The organism is Nostoc sp. DedQUE04 (genome assembly GCF_034530995.1).
Lineage (GTDB): Bacteria > Cyanobacteriota > Cyanobacteriia > Cyanobacteriales > Nostocaceae > Nostoc.
In genome coordinates, this window is sequence record NZ_JAVRCA010000009.1 from 69,442 (window position 1) to 90,950 (window position 21,509).

At 40.4% G+C, this 21,509-nt stretch carries 11 protein-coding genes; 4 read left to right on the forward strand and 7 right to left on the reverse strand.

Annotated elements, in window-relative coordinates; genetic code table 11:
- Positions 1–168: 168 nt before the first annotated feature.
- Entirely contained in the window at positions 169–309 is a 141-nt protein-coding gene (locus tag RM049_RS08640) for a hypothetical protein (protein ID WP_322703887.1), read from the reverse strand.
- A 416-nt stretch (positions 310–725) separates the two neighbouring features.
- Between RM049_RS08640 and RM049_RS08645 the strand changes: the two genes are divergently transcribed.
- Entirely contained in the window at positions 726–1,103 is a 378-nt protein-coding gene (locus RM049_RS08645; RefSeq protein WP_322703888.1) for a DUF1636 family protein, read from the forward strand.
- A gap of 47 nt (positions 1,104–1,150) precedes the next feature.
- On the opposite strand, the gene RM049_RS08650 is transcribed toward RM049_RS08645, so the two are convergent.
- From RM049_RS08650 to RM049_RS08665, 4 genes are all read right to left on the reverse strand, one after another.
- On the reverse strand, positions 1,151–2,962 hold the full coding sequence (locus RM049_RS08650) for an ABC transporter ATP-binding protein (RefSeq protein ID WP_322703889.1): 1,812 nt from the start codon (positions 2,960–2,962) through the stop codon (positions 1,151–1,153).
- Between the two features lie 63 nt (positions 2,963–3,025).
- Entirely contained in the window at positions 3,026–3,844 is an 819-nt protein-coding gene (locus tag RM049_RS08655) for an ABC transporter ATP-binding protein (RefSeq protein ID WP_322703890.1), read from the reverse strand.
- A gap of 18 nt (positions 3,845–3,862) precedes the next feature.
- Positions 3,863–4,903: an iron ABC transporter permease gene (locus tag RM049_RS08660; RefSeq protein ID WP_322703891.1), complete on the reverse strand. Its 1,041-nt coding sequence runs from the start codon at positions 4,901–4,903 to the stop codon at positions 3,863–3,865.
- Complete coding sequence (locus tag RM049_RS08665; RefSeq protein WP_322703892.1) at positions 4,900–5,931, reverse strand: iron ABC transporter permease; 1,032 nt, start codon at positions 5,929–5,931, stop codon at positions 4,900–4,902. Before RM049_RS08665 ends, RM049_RS08660 begins: the two co-directional genes overlap by 4 nt.
- Positions 5,932–6,169: 238 nt before the next feature.
- On the opposite strand from RM049_RS08665, the gene RM049_RS08670 reads away from it, so the two are divergent.
- The gene (locus tag RM049_RS08670; protein WP_322703893.1) at positions 6,170–6,298 is read left to right on the forward strand and encodes a hypothetical protein; all 129 of its coding nucleotides are present in this window, start codon (positions 6,170–6,172) and stop codon (positions 6,296–6,298) included.
- Positions 6,299–6,621: 323 nt separating this feature from the next.
- On the opposite strand, the gene RM049_RS08675 is transcribed toward RM049_RS08670, so the two are convergent.
- Both RM049_RS08675 and RM049_RS08680 read right to left on the reverse strand, forming a co-directional pair.
- Entirely contained in the window at positions 6,622–7,485 is an 864-nt protein-coding gene (locus RM049_RS08675; RefSeq protein ID WP_322703894.1) for an iron-siderophore ABC transporter substrate-binding protein, read from the reverse strand.
- Between the two features lie 176 nt (positions 7,486–7,661).
- Positions 7,662–10,361, reverse strand: coding sequence for a TonB-dependent siderophore receptor (locus tag RM049_RS08680; RefSeq protein ID WP_322703895.1), 2,700 nt, complete (start codon positions 10,359–10,361; stop codon positions 7,662–7,664).
- Between the two features lie 991 nt (positions 10,362–11,352).
- Here RM049_RS08680 and RM049_RS08685 point away from each other — a divergent pair.
- Positions 11,353–16,803, forward strand: coding sequence for a non-ribosomal peptide synthetase (locus tag RM049_RS08685; RefSeq protein ID WP_322703896.1), 5,451 nt, complete (start codon positions 11,353–11,355; stop codon positions 16,801–16,803).
- Positions 16,796–21,502, forward strand: coding sequence for a type I polyketide synthase (locus RM049_RS08690; RefSeq protein ID WP_322703897.1), 4,707 nt, complete (start codon positions 16,796–16,798; stop codon positions 21,500–21,502). Before RM049_RS08685 ends, RM049_RS08690 begins: the two co-directional genes overlap by 8 nt.
- Positions 21,503–21,509: the final 7 nt, after the last annotated feature.

Sequence of the window (21,509 nt, forward strand, 5' to 3'; positions counted from 1 at the left end):
AAGTTCGCAATCAGGACTTTAGTCATTCATTAGACCTCTTGCAAAAGTCCCAAATGCATGGGACAAATGAGGTTAGAGTTGGGTAACAGAAATGACCTACGAACAAGTGAAAAGCTTAAAGCCAGAAGACTTTAAATAAACGCTTGTGTGGTGTACGCTCGGAGACTTTTAACCAGATGTTAGAGGTAGTGCGATCGCCAAGCCTTGCAAAACAAAAAACAGGACGGGCCTTGTAAACTCAGCTTGGAAGAAAAACGATTTAGTTTGCGCTTTAATCTGATTGCTGCTCTCTATAATTATGAGCTGCATCTAGCCCCTTAAGGCTGTTCAAGAGAATCATGTTTATTATGTTGATTTTATGTCATGGGCTGCGACAAATATGCTTGGAACTGACGCAGTGATTGATGACCTTTATAAATACCTCGTCAACACATTCTAAATGATGACTAAACATTTCCTATTCATCTATAAAGGATATATTTTTATTCCTGAAGAATAACTATCGAAGATAGACGGTGATATTATATTTATAGGGTTTTATGGAAATGATGAACAAAAACTTTAAAAAAACTCCAGCAAAAACCACTAGAGAAAGCGCTGAAAGCCGTTCAAAAAAATAATGTTTATTTAGTAAACTTATCAATATGGAGAGAGCCAAATTTGCTTGCAGCCAATGCAGTAATCGATGACCTCTACAAATACCTTGTTAACACCCCTTAAATTAAATGACTAAACACACGTTATTCGTCTGCAAATCTTGCCATCGCTCATCTGAAGAACGACCAGAAAAAGCGCCTTTCGATGGTGATATTTTACTTGACCAACTAAACACTTTATGCGCCCAACAATTTCATGCTAATGAACTTAAAATTAAGCCCGTTGGATGTTTATGGGCTTGCAGTCAAGGCTGCGTTGTATCTGTATCGAGCCACGATAAGCCCACCTATCTTTTTGCTAATCTTCTCCCTGAAGAAAGCCCAGCACCTTTAGTAGAATTTATGCAACTGTATATCAAGAGTCGTAAAGGAGTTTTAGCTTGGGAACAACTTCCCGATCTTTTGCAGTCTGCGATCGTAGCGCAAATTCCGCCTGTCAAATCATAGCTTTGATAAAGTATGTTTTATTTGACAATTTAGCAACATCCTACATTTTATTTCACCCCCGATTGCACGTTCCATAAACCAGCATAAATCCAATTTTTCTCTAACAATTGTTCGTGTGTTCCCGATTCAACTAATTCTCCATATTCCATCACATAAATGCAATCAGCATTGCGGATAGTGGAAAGACGATGAGCTATGGCTATTGTGGTTCGATTAACAGTAATTCGTTCCAAAGAACGCTGAATGGCAGCTTCAGTTTCATTATCCACTGCTGAGGTAGCTTCATCTAAAACTAATATAGGCGGGTTTTTCAAAACAGCCCTAGCGATCGCAATTCTTTGGCGTTGTCCACCAGATAATTTTTGACCCCGTTCTCCAACTATTGTCTCATAACCTTGGGGTAGCCGCAGAATAAAATTATCAGCTTCGGCAATTTTCGCAGCTGCAATTATTTGTTCGTCGGTAGCATCGAAAGTACCATAGGCAATATTTTCAGCAATAGTACCATGAAATAAAAATACGTCTTGGCTGACCAAACCAATACTGCGACGCAAATCATCCAGATTTAATTTTTGGATATTAATACCATCAATAGCGATCGCTCCAGAAGAAATATCATACAGTCGCAATAATAATTTAACTAAAGTGCTTTTACCAGAACCTGTAGAACCAACAATAGCGATCGTTTTACCTGCGGGTATATGTAAAGATAGTTTTTTAATTACTGGCTCTCTATTGTGATAAGCAAAAGTAACTTCTTGAAAGTCTATTTCACCACGCACTTGCTCAATAGGTAAAGATTTCTCTCCCGCCGTAATGTTGATAGGAGTATCTAATAAATCCATGACCCGCTTGGTAGAAGCCATTGACCTTTGATATTTGTCAAATATTTCTCCTAATTCTACGAAGGGCCACAACAATCTTTGTACTAAAACAAGTAAAACACTGTAATTACCAATAGATATCTTACCAGCATACGTTGCCATTCCTCCCCAAAATAATAAAGCTGTAAACCCTGCTAAAACTAGCATTCTAATTAAGGGCACAAATGCAGCAGAAAGTTTAATTGCTTTGGCATTACTTTTTCTATATGCTTCGCTTTCTCCTGCCAGTCTAGCGCTTTCATAATTTTGAGCAGTAAAACTTTTAATTGTGGTAATACCACTGATATTATTTGCTAGCCGTGAGTTTAGAAAGCTTACCCTTTCTCGCACTTCAGCATAACGAACTTCCAGAAGCTTTTGATATGTAAAGGAACCCCAAATAATAAATGGTATTGGCAACATTGCTACCAAAGTTATAGAGAAAGGTAAAATTAACAAACTACCACCAATCAAAATAATAATTGAGGCGATTATACTAATAATTTGATTGGCTCCAAAATTTAAAAAATCTTCTAGTTGGTTGATGTCATCATTCAGAATTGACATTAAACCACCAGTGCTACTTTCTTCAAAGTAAGCTGAATCTAATTCTTGTACATGATTGTAAGCATCCAAGCGTAAATTATGCTGAATATTTTGGGCTAAATTACGCCAAAGTTTATTATACGCGTACTCAGAAATTGATTCTAGTATCCAGACAATAATAGTGATAAATGAAAGCAAGAAAAATTGCCAGAATACATCTTTTACACCCAACTTGGCAAATACAGAATTTTGCTTCTCCACGAGAATATCTACTGCAATACCAACTAACCACGGTGGTGCTAAATCTAAAATTGTATTGATGATAGAACATGATGTTGCCTGCCAAACTTGTTGACGATATTGGCTACCATAGTTGAGCAAACGTTGTAAAGGTTGAGCTGAATTTCTTCGATTTTTAGATACTCTAGAAGATTTTGATGTGATTGTCACGACTGTTTATTATTTTTTGTACTTATGTGATTGATGAGAGCGATATCTCTAGTAGAAATCGAATTAGGAGTTTAAGTAAATTTGTTTATTATTTATTTTTCCCTTTCGTCCTATTGGTACACACATCGGCGTTTCCACAACTGGGTCAGGAATAATCCGACACTCCAACCCAAAAACCTCTTGAACCATTTCTTGAGTCATCACTCGCTTTGGTTCCCCAGCAGCAAAAATTCGACCATCTTTGATTGCAACTAAGTAATCAGCATAACGACACGCTTGATTTAAATCATGCAGTACCATCACAATTGTCCGTCTCTGATTTTGGTTTAACTCATACAACAAATCCAAAATTTCTATCTGGTGCGCCAAATCTAAAAAAGTAGTTGGTTCATCTAAAAGTAAAATCTCTGTATCTTGCGCCAACGCCATTGCAATCCAAGCTCTTTGTCGTTGTCCACCAGACAAAGTATCTAATGCTCTATCTGCTAATTTCAACAAATCTGTAATTAAGAGTGCCTGCTGCACGATTTTTTCATCTTTTACTGACCATTGCTGTAACCAATTTTGATAAGGATAACGTCCTTGTGCTACCAAATCTTTCACTGTTAACCCTTCCGGTGCTACTGGTCCTTGGGGCAAAATACCTAACTGCTGTGCTACTTCTTTGGTAGAAAGATTGAAAATAGACGTTCCATCAAGATAGACTGTACCGCCACGGGGTTGAAGCAATCTTGCCAGACCTCGTAACAAAGTTGATTTCCCACAACCATTAGCACCAACTAAAGCACTAATTTGTCCGGTGGGGATTGCCAAATTTAGGTCACGGATAATCAGCGCCCCATCATAAGCTAAAGACAGACTTTTAGTTGAGAGTCCTTTCATAGGTGATATTTACCAGGTTTATTTTTTACGATTACGAATTAATAAATAAAGAAAATAAGGAGCGCCAATAGCAGCAGTTACAATCCCACAAGGAAGTTCGATAGGTGCAAATAGTGTTCTTCCTAGCAAGTCTGCCATCACAACAATCACTCCCCCCAAGAGTGCAGAAGTAGGAATCAAGCCTTCATGGGTTGCACCTACCAACTGTCGTCCTAAATGGGGTGCGATTAAACCAATAAAACCAATATTTCCGGCGGTGGCAACTCCTGCACCTGCTAAGGCTACACCTACCAGCACGAGTAAACCACGTTGCCATTCCACTTGAGTACCTAAACTTTTGGCAACATCATCTCCTAAATTTAAAGCGTTCAAATGCCTTGCTAGTGTCAAAGCCATTGGCACAAAAATAATTAACCAAGGTAACAAAGAAAAGACTTGCTCCCAAGTCCGGCCGTAGACGCTCCCAGCTAACCAAACCAAAGCATTGCTAACATCAGAAATTTCTCCAAAAGTAATCATCAAGCTGGTTATGGCACTGGCGATCGCAGACAAGCCAACACCCATTAAAATTAATAAAATCGGAGAACTACCGTTATTCCAAGCCAGCGAGTAAATTAAAATCGCCATCAGCAATGCACCAGCAAAGGCTGATAAGGGTAAGGTATAAATCGCTGCCGATGGCAAGAATACAATCACTGTAACTGCCGCCAGACTCGCCCCAGCATTGATGCCGATAATACCTGGATCAGCCAATGGATTGCGTGTCAATCCTTGGAAGATAGTGCCAGAAATTGCCAGCGCCACTCCCACCATAAAAGCTACAAGGGTGCGGGGTAAACGCAGATTTTGAATCACGAATGGATGGTCTGGGTTTCCTGTATCTAAACCCAATATAGTTTTCACGATATCCAAAGGCGAGATTGGATATTCACCCTGCCCTATATTCATTACCATCGCCACTACAATTGCTACTGCCAAACATAACAGTATGACTGGTACACGTCGGTCGGTGCGGAAAGATATCGCTTGGGAACGAATGACTAGCCAATCAAAACTCATTTTTTCACCTTTGACTTAGCTAGGTAGACAAAAAAAGGAGCGCCAACTATTGCTGTCATTACACCTACAGGTAACTCCTGTGGTTTGAGCAATATACGGGCGGCAATATCTGCAACCAACAGTAAAATAGCACCCAAAACTGCACAATAAGGTAATATCCAACGATAATCGGCTTTAATGTAAAATCTCACTATATGGGGAACGACTAAACCAATGAAGCCGATTGGCCCTGCAAGGGCAACGGAACTTCCTGCTAGTAAAACTACGCTGATAGCGGTAAATATTTTGATCCAAGCTGTCTGTTGGCCCAAGCCTTTAGCGACATCTTCACCTAAACTCATAGTGGTAATTTGTCTGCCGAGGGTAAAAGCTATTACTAATCCCATACCGACAAAAGGCAGTAGTAGTAAAAATAAATTAAAATCTCGACCAGATAATGAACCAGCTAACCAAAATCTCACTTCTTCGAGTGTTTGTTGACTAACAATCAGGATACCAGTAGTGAAGGAAGAAATCAGAGCAGTTAACGCCGCTCCTGCTACCGTTAAATTCAGTGGGGTGGCTCCTCCGCGTCCCAGAGACCCAAGGATGTAAACTAACACTGCTGTTAATCCCGCACCCAAAAAGGCCACAAGAGCGTAAATACTTGGGGATGAACTGCCAAAAACAAAAGTTGACACAACGACAAACAAGGCAGCTCCCGACTCAATACCTAAAATACCTGGGTCTGCTAGGGGGTTTCGCGTCAAACCCTGCATCAAAGCTCCCGATACAGCAAGGGCTGAACCGACAAGGATCGCAATTAGCGATCGCGGTAATCTCACGGTTTGAATAACTAGGTGATCGTAGGAACCATCAAAGGCTATAAAAGATGTCAAAATTTTGTCTAAAGGTATTTCTATTGCACCTAGCGTCACACTGTACACCAAGCAAATTAACAGCATACACAGTCCCAACACCAGACCAAATAAGGCTGACATTTGTGGTTTTTTCAATCCTCTAGGTGAGACTGTAGTCGCTTTTATCATGATCTTGCTATCACTTTAATTAACGCTCTCAATATTTAAGAGCTTTTTAATCATTAGAGTTGATAATCTTTCTTGATAAATATATAGATTACACGATCTTGTCGCCTTTCCCCCATTTTTAAAAGGAATAAAGGACGCCCTTGTAAATTTGATATAGTTTCTCAACAAAGTGGTATTGTTAGATCAACTTAAATCTGACTTGAAGTAGGGAGCAGGAGAGACAAAAGGATAAGGTGACTTGAGTAATATGCAACAAGTGTTTCCCCAATCCCCAAACGTTACATCTATAGATGGTGGGTTTACGAACATGGTAAAGATGGCAGGCTGGGAATTTTTCGCGATCGCTCAGATATTCTTGCTCATCTAGAAGAACACAAAATATTCTGAGGTCAATAGTCTGCTTCTAGCGCTGGCGATGTCTGCGACGGGCTATTCGGCGTCGCCCAAAAACTTCTAAGTTTCTGAAGATGTCTGCGACAGGCTACGTATAAGCACCAGACATCGTATGACGGCACTTTCTTTTGACAAGCGATCGCAGTTTGCAACGAGTAATTTAATTTAACATGAGCCGAAATAACACCGTTAATAATGATATTAGGAAGCAGTTTAATAGTTATGGGTACTTTAGTTTTAATCCTTTAAGCTTTTAACTAAGACTAGAGGGGGAGCAATGCGATTTGCTGAGTTTAGTTAAAACCTGGGACGGTCGATTAGGTATCTAAATAAGTCATCAATTATTGTATTGATTGCAAAAATATCGCCTTCATGCCAGCGCAACCCGTCAACGAAATAAACTTGATTTCGTTGAACCGCTTTAAGTTGTTGCCACAAAGGTTTTTGTTGGAGCTTTTCTAAATTCTCTTTAGCACTCTTGCTTCCCCAAGCTAAAAAGAAGAGAACATCACCGTCAATATCAGACAGACGCTCTTCAGAAATATTTTCTATATAGAAAAAATTCCCCCTTTGTGAGGATGGGCGTTCTAGCCCAATATCATTGAGGACTCTGCCAACAGGACTTTTTTCGCCATAAGACCAAATTCCAGATAATGCTTTTGTCGAGGCAACTGAAATCTGCATTTGGTGACGACGGCTACCCAAGGCTTGTTTAAGTTTGTCAATCCGCTGCCAATATTGCTTAATTAATTGATTGACAGCTTCTTCTTTATTTAAGACCTTCCCAACGTCTACTAAATCTTGCTCCCAACGACGAGTGAGTAAATCGGGATGCCCTATTACGACCGTAGGTGCAATCGTTGATATCTGCTTATAATAAACATTCAGAATATAAGGATCAGCCAATATTAGGTCGGGTTTCAGGAGCAAAATCTTTTCGAGGTTTGGTTCATTTACGCTTCCAATTAAATCAACTCCATCTACTTTGTCTCGAAGATATTCTGGAAAAGGCTCACTAGAATCATATCCCGTGGCAATTGGTTTAATCCCCAATGCTAGTGTATCAGCCAAAAAACTTGACCATATCGTTATGACTCGTTGAGGCCGGAAAGGGATACAAGTCTTTCCCATCAAATGTTGCACCATTCGGCAGTTTTGCATTGGCTGTTTCAAGCTTGTAGCACTGTAATTCAAATTTCTGCTACAAGCCGAAACAAGTACAAACATCAAAACTCCTAATAATAGTAGATAGATGAAGCGACGTAAAAACATTGAGAATTCGTATTAATAGGATAATTGCAACACGTTGTTCAGCCGATTATCAACACAACAGCGAGTTAAAGCTCCCAACGAATAGAGCCGATGATTGTAAAGGGTGCGCCTCTTTCAAGACCTAAAGTGTAACCGTAAGTAGAACTGAAATAGTCCGTATCAAATAGATTACGAATATTTATCGCAGCGTTAAAGCGATCTCTACGGTAGAAAATCGCCGCATCGGTACGCAAGTAATTGGGTAGTTCAACCGAGTTGTCTGAAAGTGCCGCCCGCTCACCCACGTAAAAAAGCCCTAAACCAAATCCCAAACCTTTGAGATCGCCCTTCTGGATTTCATAGGTTGTCCAGAGGCTAGCTTGATTTTCTGGCACACCCAGCAATTTATTACCTACAGAAATGTCAATATCCTCGGTAACTTCTGCATCAGTATAGGCATAAGAACCGATCACCTTCCACCCTGGTAAAATCTCACCCGTGATATCTAACTCAATCCCTCGACTCCTTTGCTCCCCCACTTGAATCTGGGCATCACGGTCATTTTGATCCTGTATTGTAACATTCGTCTTGGTGATTTGATAGGCTGCCAATGTTGTTGAAAGCTTTCCGTCTAGAAAGTCAGTTTTAATGCCTGCTTCATATTGGGTTCCTTTGGTCGGCTTAAACGCTCTACCATCAGGATTGAATCCAGAGGTAGGAAGAAAAGATTGACTATAGCTGGTGTAGAGAGAAACTGATTTGCTCGGCTGATACACCAACCCAACTCGGGGACTGAAAGCACTATCATTCTGTTCGGGAGAATCAATTCCGCTATTTGTCACATTCTGTGAAACCCAATCTAAGCGCCCGCCAACTAATAGCTTCAGGTTATCTAAAATACTAATTTGATCCTGAAGGTAAGCGCCGTAAGATTGAGTAGATGAATCGAAACTATAATTTGGAATATATACGGGGTTTGAAATATTGTAATCTGGGTTGAAGATATCTAGATTAGGAAGAGCAGAATCGGAAATCAAAGACTCAAAAGTCTGAACATTGCGATTAAAATCAAAACCCGCTAAAAGTTGGTGCGAAATCGATCCCGTCTTAAACTTTCCAAGCAAGTCGATCTGTCCAAAATAATTATCTATTGAGTATCCACGTCTTTCAGCGTTAATACCTACTAGCGAACTATCGTCTACTATATCTAATCCTCCAGCAAATGCGTCTCTAGTTCTAGTAGTGGCCACCGCAAAATTGTTACGAATCTGCCAGTTGTCGCTCAACTTGTGATTCAGGGTGTAGCCAAATTTTTGAGTCTTGGCATCAATAAAGGTTAAATCAGGATAGCCGAGAAAGAGACTCCGAGGCAGGAAGCTACCATCGCTAAAAAACCAACTGCCAGACTGATTAGGATATCCATTATAGTTAGTGTATTCATAGTATAAATTCAGGTCTGTTCGATCGCCCAATTTCAAAGTGATTGAGGGTGCGATCGTGGTTATATCTGTTTTGACGAAATCTTGAAAGCTCTCGGAATTTTGATAGGTTGCAATAAAGCGATAGAGTACAGTTTTCTCGGCATTTAATGGCCCTGAGAAATCGATGCTGGGCTGATAATAGCCAAAATTTCCTGCCTCAAATTCGAGACTGTAGTAGGGTTCACTCAAAGGTTGTTTGGTAATCACATTGACGATTCCACCCGGTTCTACAGCACCAAATAGAACTGAGGCGGGGCCTTTGAGAATTTCTACTTGTTCGATCGTCCCAATGCCTGTCAGCGAAAAGCTATCATTTGTATCTCGATAGCCATTGCGGAAATTTCCGGTCTGCACAAATCCTCTGATGATTCTGCCTCCTGAAGGCGCACCGAAGTTGGTTCCTGCATCAACAACGCCACTAACCGTTTCCACTGCCTCTTTTAAACTTCTTACCTTGCGATCTTCCAGCACCTGTCGCGGCACCACCTGAATCGATTGGGGAATATCGCGTAATGGTGTGTCGGTTTTAGTCGCAGTTGACGTTTCCGGTACGTTATACCTATCTTGATCCCCCGTCACTAACAACTCAATCGGCTCATCCTGCTGTGCTGTTGGTTCTTGCTGCGGTGTCTCGCTTGCTGGCTCTTGTTGATCTTGTGGTGTTTGGGGTTGCTGTGGTGGAGAAGTTGCTATGGCCGCAGAATTTATACCAAATACCAGCCCTGCATTATCATCAAATAACTCAACTGTGGGTAATTTTTTCTCACCCACCACCGTCACTCGGACAGTATTCGCATCGATATTTGTAACTGTTATCTCTGTAATTTCTGCAAGTGGTTTTTCGGAACGAAATGTAAAAGCTTCTCCCGATGCTAAACGCAACTGTGCGCCAGGTATATCTGCAATAAAATTATTGCCCGTACTGCGATTTGTAACTTGTAGTTGTTCCCCACTAGTCGTCTCTAAAATCAACTCCATACCTTTGTTTGTGGGATTGGCTTTAACTCCCATGATTGGTACAACTTGATCCCCACTTCTTTGTTCTGGATTTGGAGGGTTGGTTGGTGTTGGTGTCTGCACTAGCATTTGAGCGCTAGTTGCGGGAAGTTCGATTTCGCTAAGTTGGGAAATGTTTTTACTTGCTTTACCAGATGCTGTTTGCGGTGAAGTAGATTTCCCTATCACTTGAGTAAAAGATTCGCCTTGAACATCTTCTTGTACTTCCTCGCCTTTAGCAGAAGCGCTGAGACAAAGAAAAACCATACCTGTCAGCAGCAGGCTTTGAAACAATTTATCTGACTTCATTTATCCGCTTACACTCAATCACACTACTTGGTTGTACCTGAAGATACAATGACGATCTCTGAAAAAAATTGTCATTTAAGTTGAAATTATTTGAATCATATTATGAAGCGATGCAAGACACAAGATAATTAATAGTTTTTTTCATTTAGCTATGGATACTCAAGGGATTTCCAATTAAAAAAGTGTTCCATCGCTTTGAGGGCAGGGAGCAGGGGGAAAGAAAGTCGTTTTGATGGGCGTGAAATGGGATAATTTATTTTCTGGAAGTTCCCAACAATAAATTCTTATAAAGCAGCTTATTTGCTTGACAAAAAATCAGAGATTGTATTCCTAGTTAAAACTACTTTTCTGTCTTGAAAACAAGGATTGGTGACTAGGAATTAGGAATCAGGACAAGTTAATTTTCATCGGGTGGTTGCGGGCGATCGCTCGTGGAGTTTTAACTTGAAAATGGGGCATTGGTCATTTTCCCTTTGTCAGGGAATATTGATTTTCCCATAATTGACTGTCTTTAAATGAAGTTTGTAGATTTATCATCTATCTATAGATATAAACAAAGCATTATATGTAAAACTTATATAAAGGAATTTGTTGATACTAACTTTCTATACTTTCTCTATTGCTAAAGCAACTCATTCTCGTTAGTGTAATCGAAGACAAATAAAAATTAATTGCAATAAGCTAGAGATTGCTCCCAGTAAATCACTAATTAGGATTTAGACAATTTTAAGCAATTGGCTGAATTAATTAACGATTTGCTCTTTATTTTTCTCTACAGGATTTACGCAAAATCATGAAAAAACGAACTGCATACTCCTATGGAGAAGCAAGCTACGCGCAGCGTCTCGTAAGAGTTGGACGCATAGACACGAAATGGCTTCTTGAAGGGCAGGACACAAAGGAATAAGAGTTTCAGAGAGCTTTTGCGTAAGTCCTACTCTAGTCAGAGGGAGAAAAAGAGTATCAGGGTTGTATCTAGTTGAAAATTAAAATGAATCAATATTCTGATTGTTTTCTTGAAGTTTCTGGCAGTAGTTCTACATTTGTTGATTTACTGCGCTTAAGAAGCTCTATCCAGCCAAATAGAGATGCTTTTACCTTCTTGCTGGATGGGGAAACAGAGCAAACAACGCTAACCTATCAAGAATTGGATAGGCGATCGCGTCAAATAGCTGCTCAGTTACAAGCATTGGGTTTGACTGGAGAACGCGCCTTATTACTTTATCCAGCCGGACTAGATTTTTTGGTTGCTTTTTTTGGTTGTTTATATGCGGGAGTTGTGGCTGTAACGGCATATCCCCCTAGAAATGAGCGCAACACACCGAGAATAAAAGCTATTTCTATAGATGCACAAGCAGCGATCGCTCTCACTACAACAGAAATCCTGCCTACAGTGCGGTCTTTAATGTCACAAAAGACTGACTTAGAATCCTTACAGTGGCTAACTACTGATAATCTTGCAGAGGGAATAGAAGGTGCTTGGCAACAACCTTCTATCGATCGAGATACCTTAGCTTTTCTGCAATACACTTCTGGTTCTACAGGGACACCCAAGGGTGTAATGATTAGTCATGGGAACCTACTGCACAATGCTCACACAACTTACCAATTTATGGAGCATTCTCCAGAAAGTAAGTTCGTGACGTGGTTGCCAATGTACCACGATATGGGCTTGATTGGAGGAATATTGCAACCTTTGTATGGAGGTTTTCCTTGCATCATCATGCCTCCAACTTCCTTTCTTCAACGTCCTTACCGTTGGTTGCAGGCTATATCTCACTACAAAGGTACAACCAGTGGAGGCCCTAATTTTGCCTATGAGTTATGTACTCAAAAAATTACTCCTGAACAAAAAGAAACTCTTGACTTGAGTAGTTGGAGTGTGGCATTTAACGGCGCGGAACCGATTCGGTATGATACTCTAGAGCGGTTTGCAGCAGCTTTTGCCGATTGTGGCTTCCGTAAAGAGGCATTCTACCCTTGTTACGGAATGGCTGAAACAACTCTGATGGTTTCTGGTGTCCAGAAGGCAACATCACCGATTATCAAGACAGTCCAAAAGTCTGCATTAGAATCTAATCGGGTAGTTGAATTGGGGACTGGGGATGGGCAGCGGGAATTGCATGAGGATTCAGACTCAGACTCGAACCAAATATTAAAGCCGAGTGAAGTGGAGGCTTTAAAAGAATTTCCTTCCCAGTACCCAGTACCCAGTACCCAGTCCCACAGTACTGAAGATGTCTATCATTTCGTCAGTTGTGGTCGAGTCATACCACAACTGGAAGTGGCGATCGCTAATCCCGAAACCCTCAGTAGTTGTAAACCTGATGAAATTGGGGAAATTTGGGTATCGGGGCCGAGTGTTGGCCAAGGTTATTGGAATCGCGATCGAGAGACAGCAGAAACTTTCCATGCTTATTTATCAGATACAGGTGTAGGCCCTTTTCTGCGAACGGGGGATCTAGGTTTTTTACAAAATAACGAGCTTTTTATTACAGGTAGAGCCAAAGATTTAATTATTATTCGCGGTAGAAATCTTTACCCACAGGATATAGAATTAACCGCAGAACGCAGTCATCCATCTTTAAATTCCGGAGCTAGCGCAGCATTTACAGTCGAGGTTGACAACGAAGAACGGTTGGTAATCGTCCAAGAATTGAAGTTTCGCGCCAAGCCAAATTTAGCAGAGGTTATATCTGCAATTCGCCAAGCTGTGACTGAAGAACACGAAGTACAAGTTTATGCTGTGGTTTTGATCAAACCAGGTAGTATTGCCAAAACCTCTAGCGGTAAGATTCAACGTCGTGCAACTCGCGCTCAGTTTCAGAATGGTGAACTGAATATCGTTGTCAATAATATTCTCAAAATTAGTAATATTGTCAGAGAGGAAACTCGATTACAGCGTTCCGAACTTTTAGTGCTTTCCCCAAGGGAACGTCAACGGCTTTTAGAAATCTATCTGATTGAACAAGAAGCGAGAGTACTGGCGATCGCACCAGATGATCTCAGTCCTGATGAACCATTAAGCGCTCTGGGGCTTGATTCTTTAAAAGTATTTGAGTTGAAAAACCGAGTTGAGGTTGATTTAGAAGTAGAAGTATCAATAGCAGACTTCTTTGAAGGGATGAGTACGCGATCGCTAGCTACAAAAATCCTCGCTCAACTGACAACAGATGCCCTACCGTCAATATCCCTTACCAAACAAGATAAAAATCCATCTATTCAGCCTCTATCTTTTGGCCAGCAGGGATTATGGTTTATCAATCAGCTAACTCCCAATAGTCCTACATATAACATTCCTATACTTATTAGCTTAAAAGGCTGCATTAATTTAGCAATTTTACAAGATAGTCTTAACGAAATTATTAGACGACACGAAGTATTACGGACAAGCTTTACAGTAGTTGATGGTCAACCAGCCCAAATTATAAATCAAGCGCCACCTTTAACTTTGGCGGTTGAGGATTTGCGTTCACTACCAGAAGAGGAACACCTTCAAGAAGCACAACGTTTGGCTACAGAATTCGCACAGCAGCCATTTGATTTATCTGCTCAATCGCTTTTGCGTGCTAAAATTTTGCAGTTAAGTGAAAAAAATTATCATTTAATGATCGCTCTGCATCATATAATTGCAGATGGTTGGTCTATCGGTATTCTGATCGAAGAAATAGCTGTATTATATGAGGCATTCTCCACAGGCGAACTCCCAGCACTTTCTGAATTACCCATTCAGTATAGAGATTTTGTCAATTGGCAACGACAATGGCTTGATTATGATCGGATTCAATCTTTATTAACTTATTGGAAACAAAAGTTGCAGGGTGAGTTACCTATACTAAATTTCCCAACTGACCGTCCGCACAGAAGCTTTGTTTCTGATCGTCAAACATTCAAAGGCGCTCAAGGGAAATTAGTTCTTTCTCAAACTCTGACAAAAGAGCTAAAGAATTTGAGCCGTCATTCGGGAGTAACTCTGTTTATGACCTTACTGACAGCCTTCAAAATTTTGCTGTATCGTTACACCGATCAGACTGATATTTTAGTAGGTTCGCCAATTGCCAATCGTAACAGAGCAGAAGTTGAGTCATTAATTGGATTCTTTGTCAATGTTTTGGTGTTGCGTACAGACCTTTCTGGCGATTTGAGTTTTCAGGAGTTACTAACGCGGGTGAAGTCAACAGCTTTAGAGGCTTATATTCATCAAGACTTACCTTTTGAAAAATTAGTAGAAGAAATACAGCCAAATAGAGACTTGAGTTACAATCCACTATTTCAAGTAATGTTCGTTCTCCAGAATGTGCCAATATCAAATCCTAGACTCTCAGATGTCTCTGTTACTTGTCAGGAGGGTTATAACGGGACATCAAAATTTGATTTGACATTATTTATGGAGGATGAAGAGCAAGGGTTGATTGCAACTTGTGAGTACAACACAGATTTATTTAATGCAGATACTATTGCTCGGATGCTAGTACATTTCCAGACTTTATTAGAAAGCATAGTTAGCAATCCCGAACAACGGATTTCAGATTTGCAACTCCTGACATCATCTGAAGTACAGCAGTTATTAGTTGAGTGGAATAATACTGAGACAAATTACCCACAAGATAAATGTATTCATCAACTATTTGAAGCACAGGTAGAGAAAACGCCATCTAATATTGCTGTTATTTTTGAGAACCAAAAATTAACCTACCAAGAGTTAAACGAGCAAGCCAATCAACTAGCACACTACTTACAAAAACTAGGGGTGAAGCCAGAAGTAATTGTAGGTGTGTGCATGAAGCGCAGCCCAGAAATGCTGATTGCATTGTTGGCTATTTTAAAAGCTGGCGGGGCTTATGTACCACTAGATCCGGCCTATCCCCAAGAACGTTTAACTTTCATGCTAGAAGATAGCCAGTCCAAAATACTGCTGACTCAAAGCCATCTAGTTGAATTGTTTGCTAAATCGAATGTGCATATTGTCTGCATCGATAGAGATTCACAATTACTTAGCCAACAGAGTAGAGAAAATCTGTTTAGTGAAGTAAAATCCAATAACCTAGCTTATGTCATCTATACTTCTGGTTCTACTGGTGTACCAAAAGGTGTTGCGATCGCTCATCAAAGTTGTGTTGCTTTTTTAACATGGTCAAGAGAAGTTTTTACAGATGATGACCTTGCTGGAGTTTTAGCATCAACCTCTATTTGCTTTGATTTGTCAGTATTTGAACTGTTTGTTCCCCTCAGTTGGGGTGGTAAAGTAATTCTTGTAGAGAATGCTTTACACTTACCCTCGTTGGTTGCGGAGGTAAGCTTGGTTAATACAGTCCCAAGCATCATTGCAGAATTACTGCAAGTAGATGGTTTACTTCCTTCAGTCAGGACGGTTAATCTTGCTGGTGAACCACTACAAAATCAACTTGTGCAGCAGATTTATCAAAACCATCGTATTCAGAAAGTTTTTAATCTTTATGGCCCATCTGAAGATACAACCTATTCCACATTTATTCAACTAAATAAAGGAGATAGCAACGTAACTATCGGTCGTCCTATTGCCAATACACAAATTTATTTACTTGATACTAAGTTACAACCAGTACCAATCGGTGTTACAGGAGAAATTTATATTGGTGGTGCGGGTTTAGCTAGAGGTTATTTAAACCGACCAGAGTTAACAAAGGAGCGGTTTATATATAATCCGCTTAATAATAAACTTGAATCATGGCTATATAAAACTGGAGATTTAGCTCGTTATTTACCAGATGGAAATTTAGAGTATTTGGGGCGAATTGATCATCAGGTTAAAATTAGAGGATTTCGGATTGAGTTGGGTGAAATTGAGAATGCCTTACTCAAACATCCAGCAGTGCAGAAAATTGTAGTTTTGGCGCGTGAAGATAAACCACGTGTTCAACAATTGGTAGCTTATATTGTTCTTTTACCAGAGCAAATGCTTACAACTAGTGAACTGCGAAGCTATCTCAAACAACTGTTACCGGCATATATGGTTCCTGGTGTTTTTATCTTCCTAGACACTTTACCACTTTTGCCTAACGGAAAAGTAAACCGTCGTGCTTTACCTGTACCAGAAGACTTACGTCCAACATTGACGACTACTTATCAAGTACCCCAGTCGGAAATGGAACAGCAGATAGCAAAACTTTGGCAAGAAGTGCTACATCTCGAACGAGTAGGTATTCATGATAATTTCTTTGACCTTGGTGGGCATTCACTACTGATGATTCAGGTTAATCATAAACTGCAAGTAAATTTGCAGCGAAATATATCAGTTGTAGAAATGTTTCAGAACCCAACTATTTACTCACTAGCGCAATATTTAAGTCAACAACGACAGCTTTCTTTTACAGGAACGCGCGATCGCGTGAATAAGCAAATTGAGGCTATAAATCGCCAAAAACAACAATTGACTAAGAAAGGTAAAAAGATTTATGATTAGCACTATACATAATGATGCTGTAGAAAGCATTGCCATTATTGGAATGGCAGGGCGTTTTCCTGGTGCTAAAAATATTGACGAATTTTGGCAGAATTTACAATCTGGTGTAGAGTCAATTTCTATCTTCACAAATGAAGAGATAGTATATGACGGTATAGATTCCGTTACACTCAGCGATCGCAATTATGTAAAGTCTAGTGCCATATTAGAAAATATCGATTTATTTGACGCTGCATTTTTTAGTTTTAATGCCAAAGAAGCAGAAGTTACTAACCCCCAAAACCGGATTTTTTTAGAGTGTGCTTGGGAAGCATTAGAAAATGCTGGCTATGATTCCAATAGGTATGATAGTCGGATCGGAGTTTATGCTGGTGCTAGCCTAAATAACTATTATTCATTAGATTTAAACCGCGATCCTATAGGATCGGCGCAATGCTATCAAACATTAATTGGTAATGATAAAGATTTTCTGACTACCCGTGTTTCTTACAAATTAAATCTCACTGGCCCAAGTATTACAGTACAAACAGCTTGCTCTACCTCATTAGTTGCAACAACACTTGCTTGCCAAAGTTTGTTGAATTATCAATGTGATATGGCTTTAGCTGGCGGGGTTTCTATCCACGTACCCCAGAAAGCAGGTTATTTGCATGAACCGGGAGGCACACTGTCTCCTGATGGTCACTGTCGTGCTTTTGATGCTAAAGCGCAGGGAACAACTATTGGTAATGGTGTAGGAATTGTTGTTCTCAAACGATTGAGCGATGCTTTAGCAGATGGTGACTGCATTCATGCTGTAATTAAAGGTTCAGCTATTAATAATGATGGTTCTGGTAAAGTTGGCTACACAGCGCCTAGCGTCAATGGTCAAGCAGAAGTGATTGCTGAAGCGATGATGCTGGCAGGAGTTGAGCCTGAGACAATTAACTATATTGAAGCTCATGGTACTGGTACAGCTTTAGGCGATCCGATTGAAATTGCCGCCCTCTCTCAAGCTTTTTGTCGCAGTACCAACAAAAAAGGCTTCTGTGCCGTCGGTTCAGTGAAAACAAACATTGGTCATCTAGATGCAGCAGCTGGGATTGCCGGACTGATTAAAACAGTTTTAGCCCTAAAACACAAGCAGATACCAGCAAGCTTGAATTTTGAGCAGCCAAATCCCCAGATAGATTTTGCCAACAGCCCCTTTTATATCAATGCAAAGTTAGCAGAATGGAAAACAGCAAGTACTCCTCGTCGTGCTGGCGTGAGTTCCTTGGGTATCGGTGGGACTAATGCTCATGTCATTCTAGAAGAAGCACCACTACAAGTCAAAAAGAGCCAGTGCGTTGCGGGGGTTCCCCTCGTTGTAGGAACTGGCGTTCAAAAGTCAAAAGGCAAAAGTAAATATTTACTGTGTTTATCGGCTAAAACTAGCTCTGCTTTGGAGACAGCAACAGTAAATTTGGCTAATTATCTCAAAGCACATCCCAATGTGAACTTAGCGGATGTTGCCTATACCCTGCAAGTGGGGCGTGCTGAGTTCAATCATCGTCGCGTGCTGGTGTGCCAAGATATCGAGGATGCAGTCAGCGCCTTACAAGATCCAGAAAGAGTTTTCACCCGCTTAGTTGAAAGTGGCGTTCGCCCTATTGTCTTCATGTTTCCTGGACAAGGCGCTCAATATGTGGACATGGGTAAAGAACTTTACCAAACTGAACCGATTTTTCAACAACAGGTTGATTTGTGCTGTCAATTGCTGCAACCCCATCTAGGGTTGGATTTGCGATCGTTGATTTATCCCAAGGAGTCTGAGTCAAAAGCCGCAGCAGAAAGACTGCAACAAACTGATATCACTCAGCCTGCATTATTTGTCATAGAATATGCGATCGCTAAATTATGGATGTCCTGGGGCATTTCTCCCCAAATGATGATTGGTCATAGCATAGGAGAATATGTAGCAGCTTGCCTTGCTGGTGTATTTTCCCTAGAAGATGCTTTGGCAATAGTCGCTATCCGTGGACGACTGATGCAGCAACTTCCAGCAGGTGCTATGCTTTCGGTTTCACAAACAGAAGCAGAGATTAAAACTTTACTAAATGAAAATTTATCTTTAGCCGCCAGCAATGCTCCTTCCTTGTGCGTAGTTTCAGGAACCCATAATGCTGTAGATACGATTCATGAGCAATTTACAGCATTAGGTATAGAGTGTCGCCGTTTGCATACTTCCCACGCCTTTCATTCTGCGATGATGGAACCGATCGTTGAGCCATTCATCAAAGAAGTTAAAAAAGTCAAACTAAACCCGCCGCAGATTCCTTTTATCTCTAACCTCACAGGAACTTGGATAACAGCAGAAGAAGCCACAGATCCCGATTACTGGGCAAAACATTTACGCCAAACAGTGCAGTTTGCAGCAGGCATCTCTGCGTTGCAGCAAGAGGCAAATTGCATCATGCTAGAAGTGGGGCCAGGAAGCAGCTTATGTACTTTTGTTAAAAAGCATTCAGATGCTCTAGCACTCTGTTCATTACGACATCCTCAAGAAAAACAGTCAGATATAGCATTTTTACTGAACACACTCGGCAAACTCTGGTTATATGGAGTACAGGTAAATTGGTCAGGATTTTACGCCCACGAACACCGTCATCGTCTTCCACTACCAACATATCCCTTTGAGCGGCAGAGTTACTGGATTGAAGACTATAAACAGAGACAGGATAACAGTGCTAAACCTGTTTCATTTGGCAAAAAGCCAGATATTGCCGATTGGTTCTACTTACCTTTGTGGAAACAATCTGTACCTGCTGTACTGTTGAACCAGAAGGAATTGGTAACTCAGAAATCTTGCACTCTTGTGTTTCTCGATGAGTGCGGTTTGGCAGAAGAACTGATAAAACGACTTCAGCTTAATGGTCAGGATGTAATTATAGTGAAGGTGGGGTCAAAGTTTATTAAGTTGAATGAGCGTGCATATAGCCTTAATCCTAGACAACGTGAAGACTATGATGCCCTGCTCAATGAACTAGTAGCACAAGACAAGATCCCAAAAACGATTGTTCATTTATGGAGTGTGACTTCTGTTAGTCAGATTGAATCTGGACTCGCAGGAGTTGATAAAGTGCAAGAAAAAGGTTTTTATAGTCTGCTGTTTTTAGCTCAAGCACTTGGAAAACAGCGGATCGCAGATGAGCTTCAAATAACGGTTATTTCCAACAATATACACTCAGTCACTGGAGAAGAACCACTATGTCCAGAAAAGGCGACTCTATTAGGAACTGTTAAAATCATTCCCCAAGAATATCCAAATATCAACTGTCGTAACATTGATGTTGTGATTCCAAAAGAAGTAAGTTGGCAACAGGAGAAACTGGTAAATCAGCTGGTAAATGAGCTACAAATACAATCCTCCGATATAGTTGTTGCCTATCGTGGTTTTCATCGCTGGGTGCAAACCTTTGAAGCAGTCCGATTGGAAGAAGCAGAGGCAGGAAGATCGCGATTAAGGGAAAGAGGAGTGTATTTAATCACAGGTGGACTCGGAGGCATTGGACTTGCTCTAGCGTCACACCTAGCGAAAGCGGTACAAGCCAAACTAGTTTTGATCGGGCGTTCAGCTTTTCCTCCTAGACAAGAGTGGGAACAATGGCTAGCTACTAACGATCGCCAAGATAATATCAGTCGTAAAATTTTGAAAGTAAAGGAACTTGAAGAACTAGGCGCAGAAGTTTTAGTACTGAACGCTGATGTAGCTAACCTGGAACAGATGCAAGAAGCGATCGCAACAGTTCAGAAACAGTTTGGCCAAATCAATGGTGTTCTTCATTGTGCAGGAATTGCTGATTATGCGGGTGTGATTTCTCGAAGAACGCGAGAGATGACAGAAAATATTATGGCCCCTAAAGTCAAAGGTACACTAGTATTAGATAGCCTTTTGAAAGATGTTAAGTTAGATTTTTTAATTCTTTGTTCATCTCTTAGTTCAATTATTTATAGAAAGAAATTTAGTGAAGTTGGCTATTGTGCTGCCAATGAGTTTCTTGACGCTTTTGCTTATCATAAAACCAATCGAGATCGTACATTCACAGTTTCTATTAACTGGACTGACTGGCAAGATGTTGGGATGTCAGTAGAAGCGGTGAAGCGATTAGCTAAAAAACAAGATATTTCTGATGCTAAATCCCTATTAATAGATGCTTTATTACCTTCAGAAGGGATAAAAGTCTTTAGACATATTCTCAATAGTGGAGTTCCTAGAGTTGCAGTATCAACTGAAGATTTGACAACTGTGATTGAGCGCGATCGCAATTTTAATGCCCAAGCTCTTTTGGAATCTTTAAGCAAGGCTAACCAGTCTAAATATGTACATCAACGACCTAAGCTGAGTAATGCTTATTTTGCTCCTAGAAATAAGACTGAGCAAACAATTGCAGATATTTGGCAAAAACTACTTGGTATTGACTTAGTAGGTATCCACGACAACTTTTTTGAACTCGGTGGCGACTCTCTAGTAGGTGTTCAAGTTATTTCGCAATTAAATAAAGAATTACATATAGAAATTCCTGTAGTCAGTCTTTATGAAAGTCCAACAGTCAGTTCTTTGAGCAAAGCTTTAAATATGGAACAGGCTGACAAACCTATGGAAGAAAGGAGCGGACGGGGGCAAAGACGAAGAGAAAAAAGAATGCAACAGAAGAGCGAGCGCTCTATAAGAAATTAATAAAAGA

Coding starts and splice junctions, on each gene's coding strand:
- RM049_RS08640 (WP_322703887.1), bottom strand. CDS start 309: ATGCAGCTCATAATTATAGAGAGCAGCAATCAGATTAAAGCGCAAACT.
- RM049_RS08645 (WP_322703888.1), top strand. CDS start 726: ATGACTAAACACACGTTATTCGTCTGCAAATCTTGCCATCGCTCATCT.
- RM049_RS08655 (WP_322703890.1), bottom strand. CDS start 3,844: ATGAAAGGACTCTCAACTAAAAGTCTGTCTTTAGCTTATGATGGGGCG.
- RM049_RS08660 (WP_322703891.1), bottom strand. CDS start 4,903: ATGAGTTTTGATTGGCTAGTCATTCGTTCCCAAGCGATATCTTTCCGC.
- RM049_RS08665 (WP_322703892.1), bottom strand. CDS start 5,931: ATGATAAAAGCGACTACAGTCTCACCTAGAGGATTGAAAAAACCACAA.
- RM049_RS08675 (WP_322703894.1), bottom strand. CDS start 7,485: ATGCAAAACTGCCGAATGGTGCAACATTTGATGGGAAAGACTTGTATC.
- RM049_RS08680 (WP_322703895.1), bottom strand. CDS start 10,361: ATGAAGTCAGATAAATTGTTTCAAAGCCTGCTGCTGACAGGTATGGTT.
- RM049_RS08685 (WP_322703896.1), top strand. CDS start 11,353: ATGAATCAATATTCTGATTGTTTTCTTGAAGTTTCTGGCAGTAGTTCT.
- RM049_RS08690 (WP_322703897.1), top strand. CDS start 16,796: ATGATTAGCACTATACATAATGATGCTGTAGAAAGCATTGCCATTATT.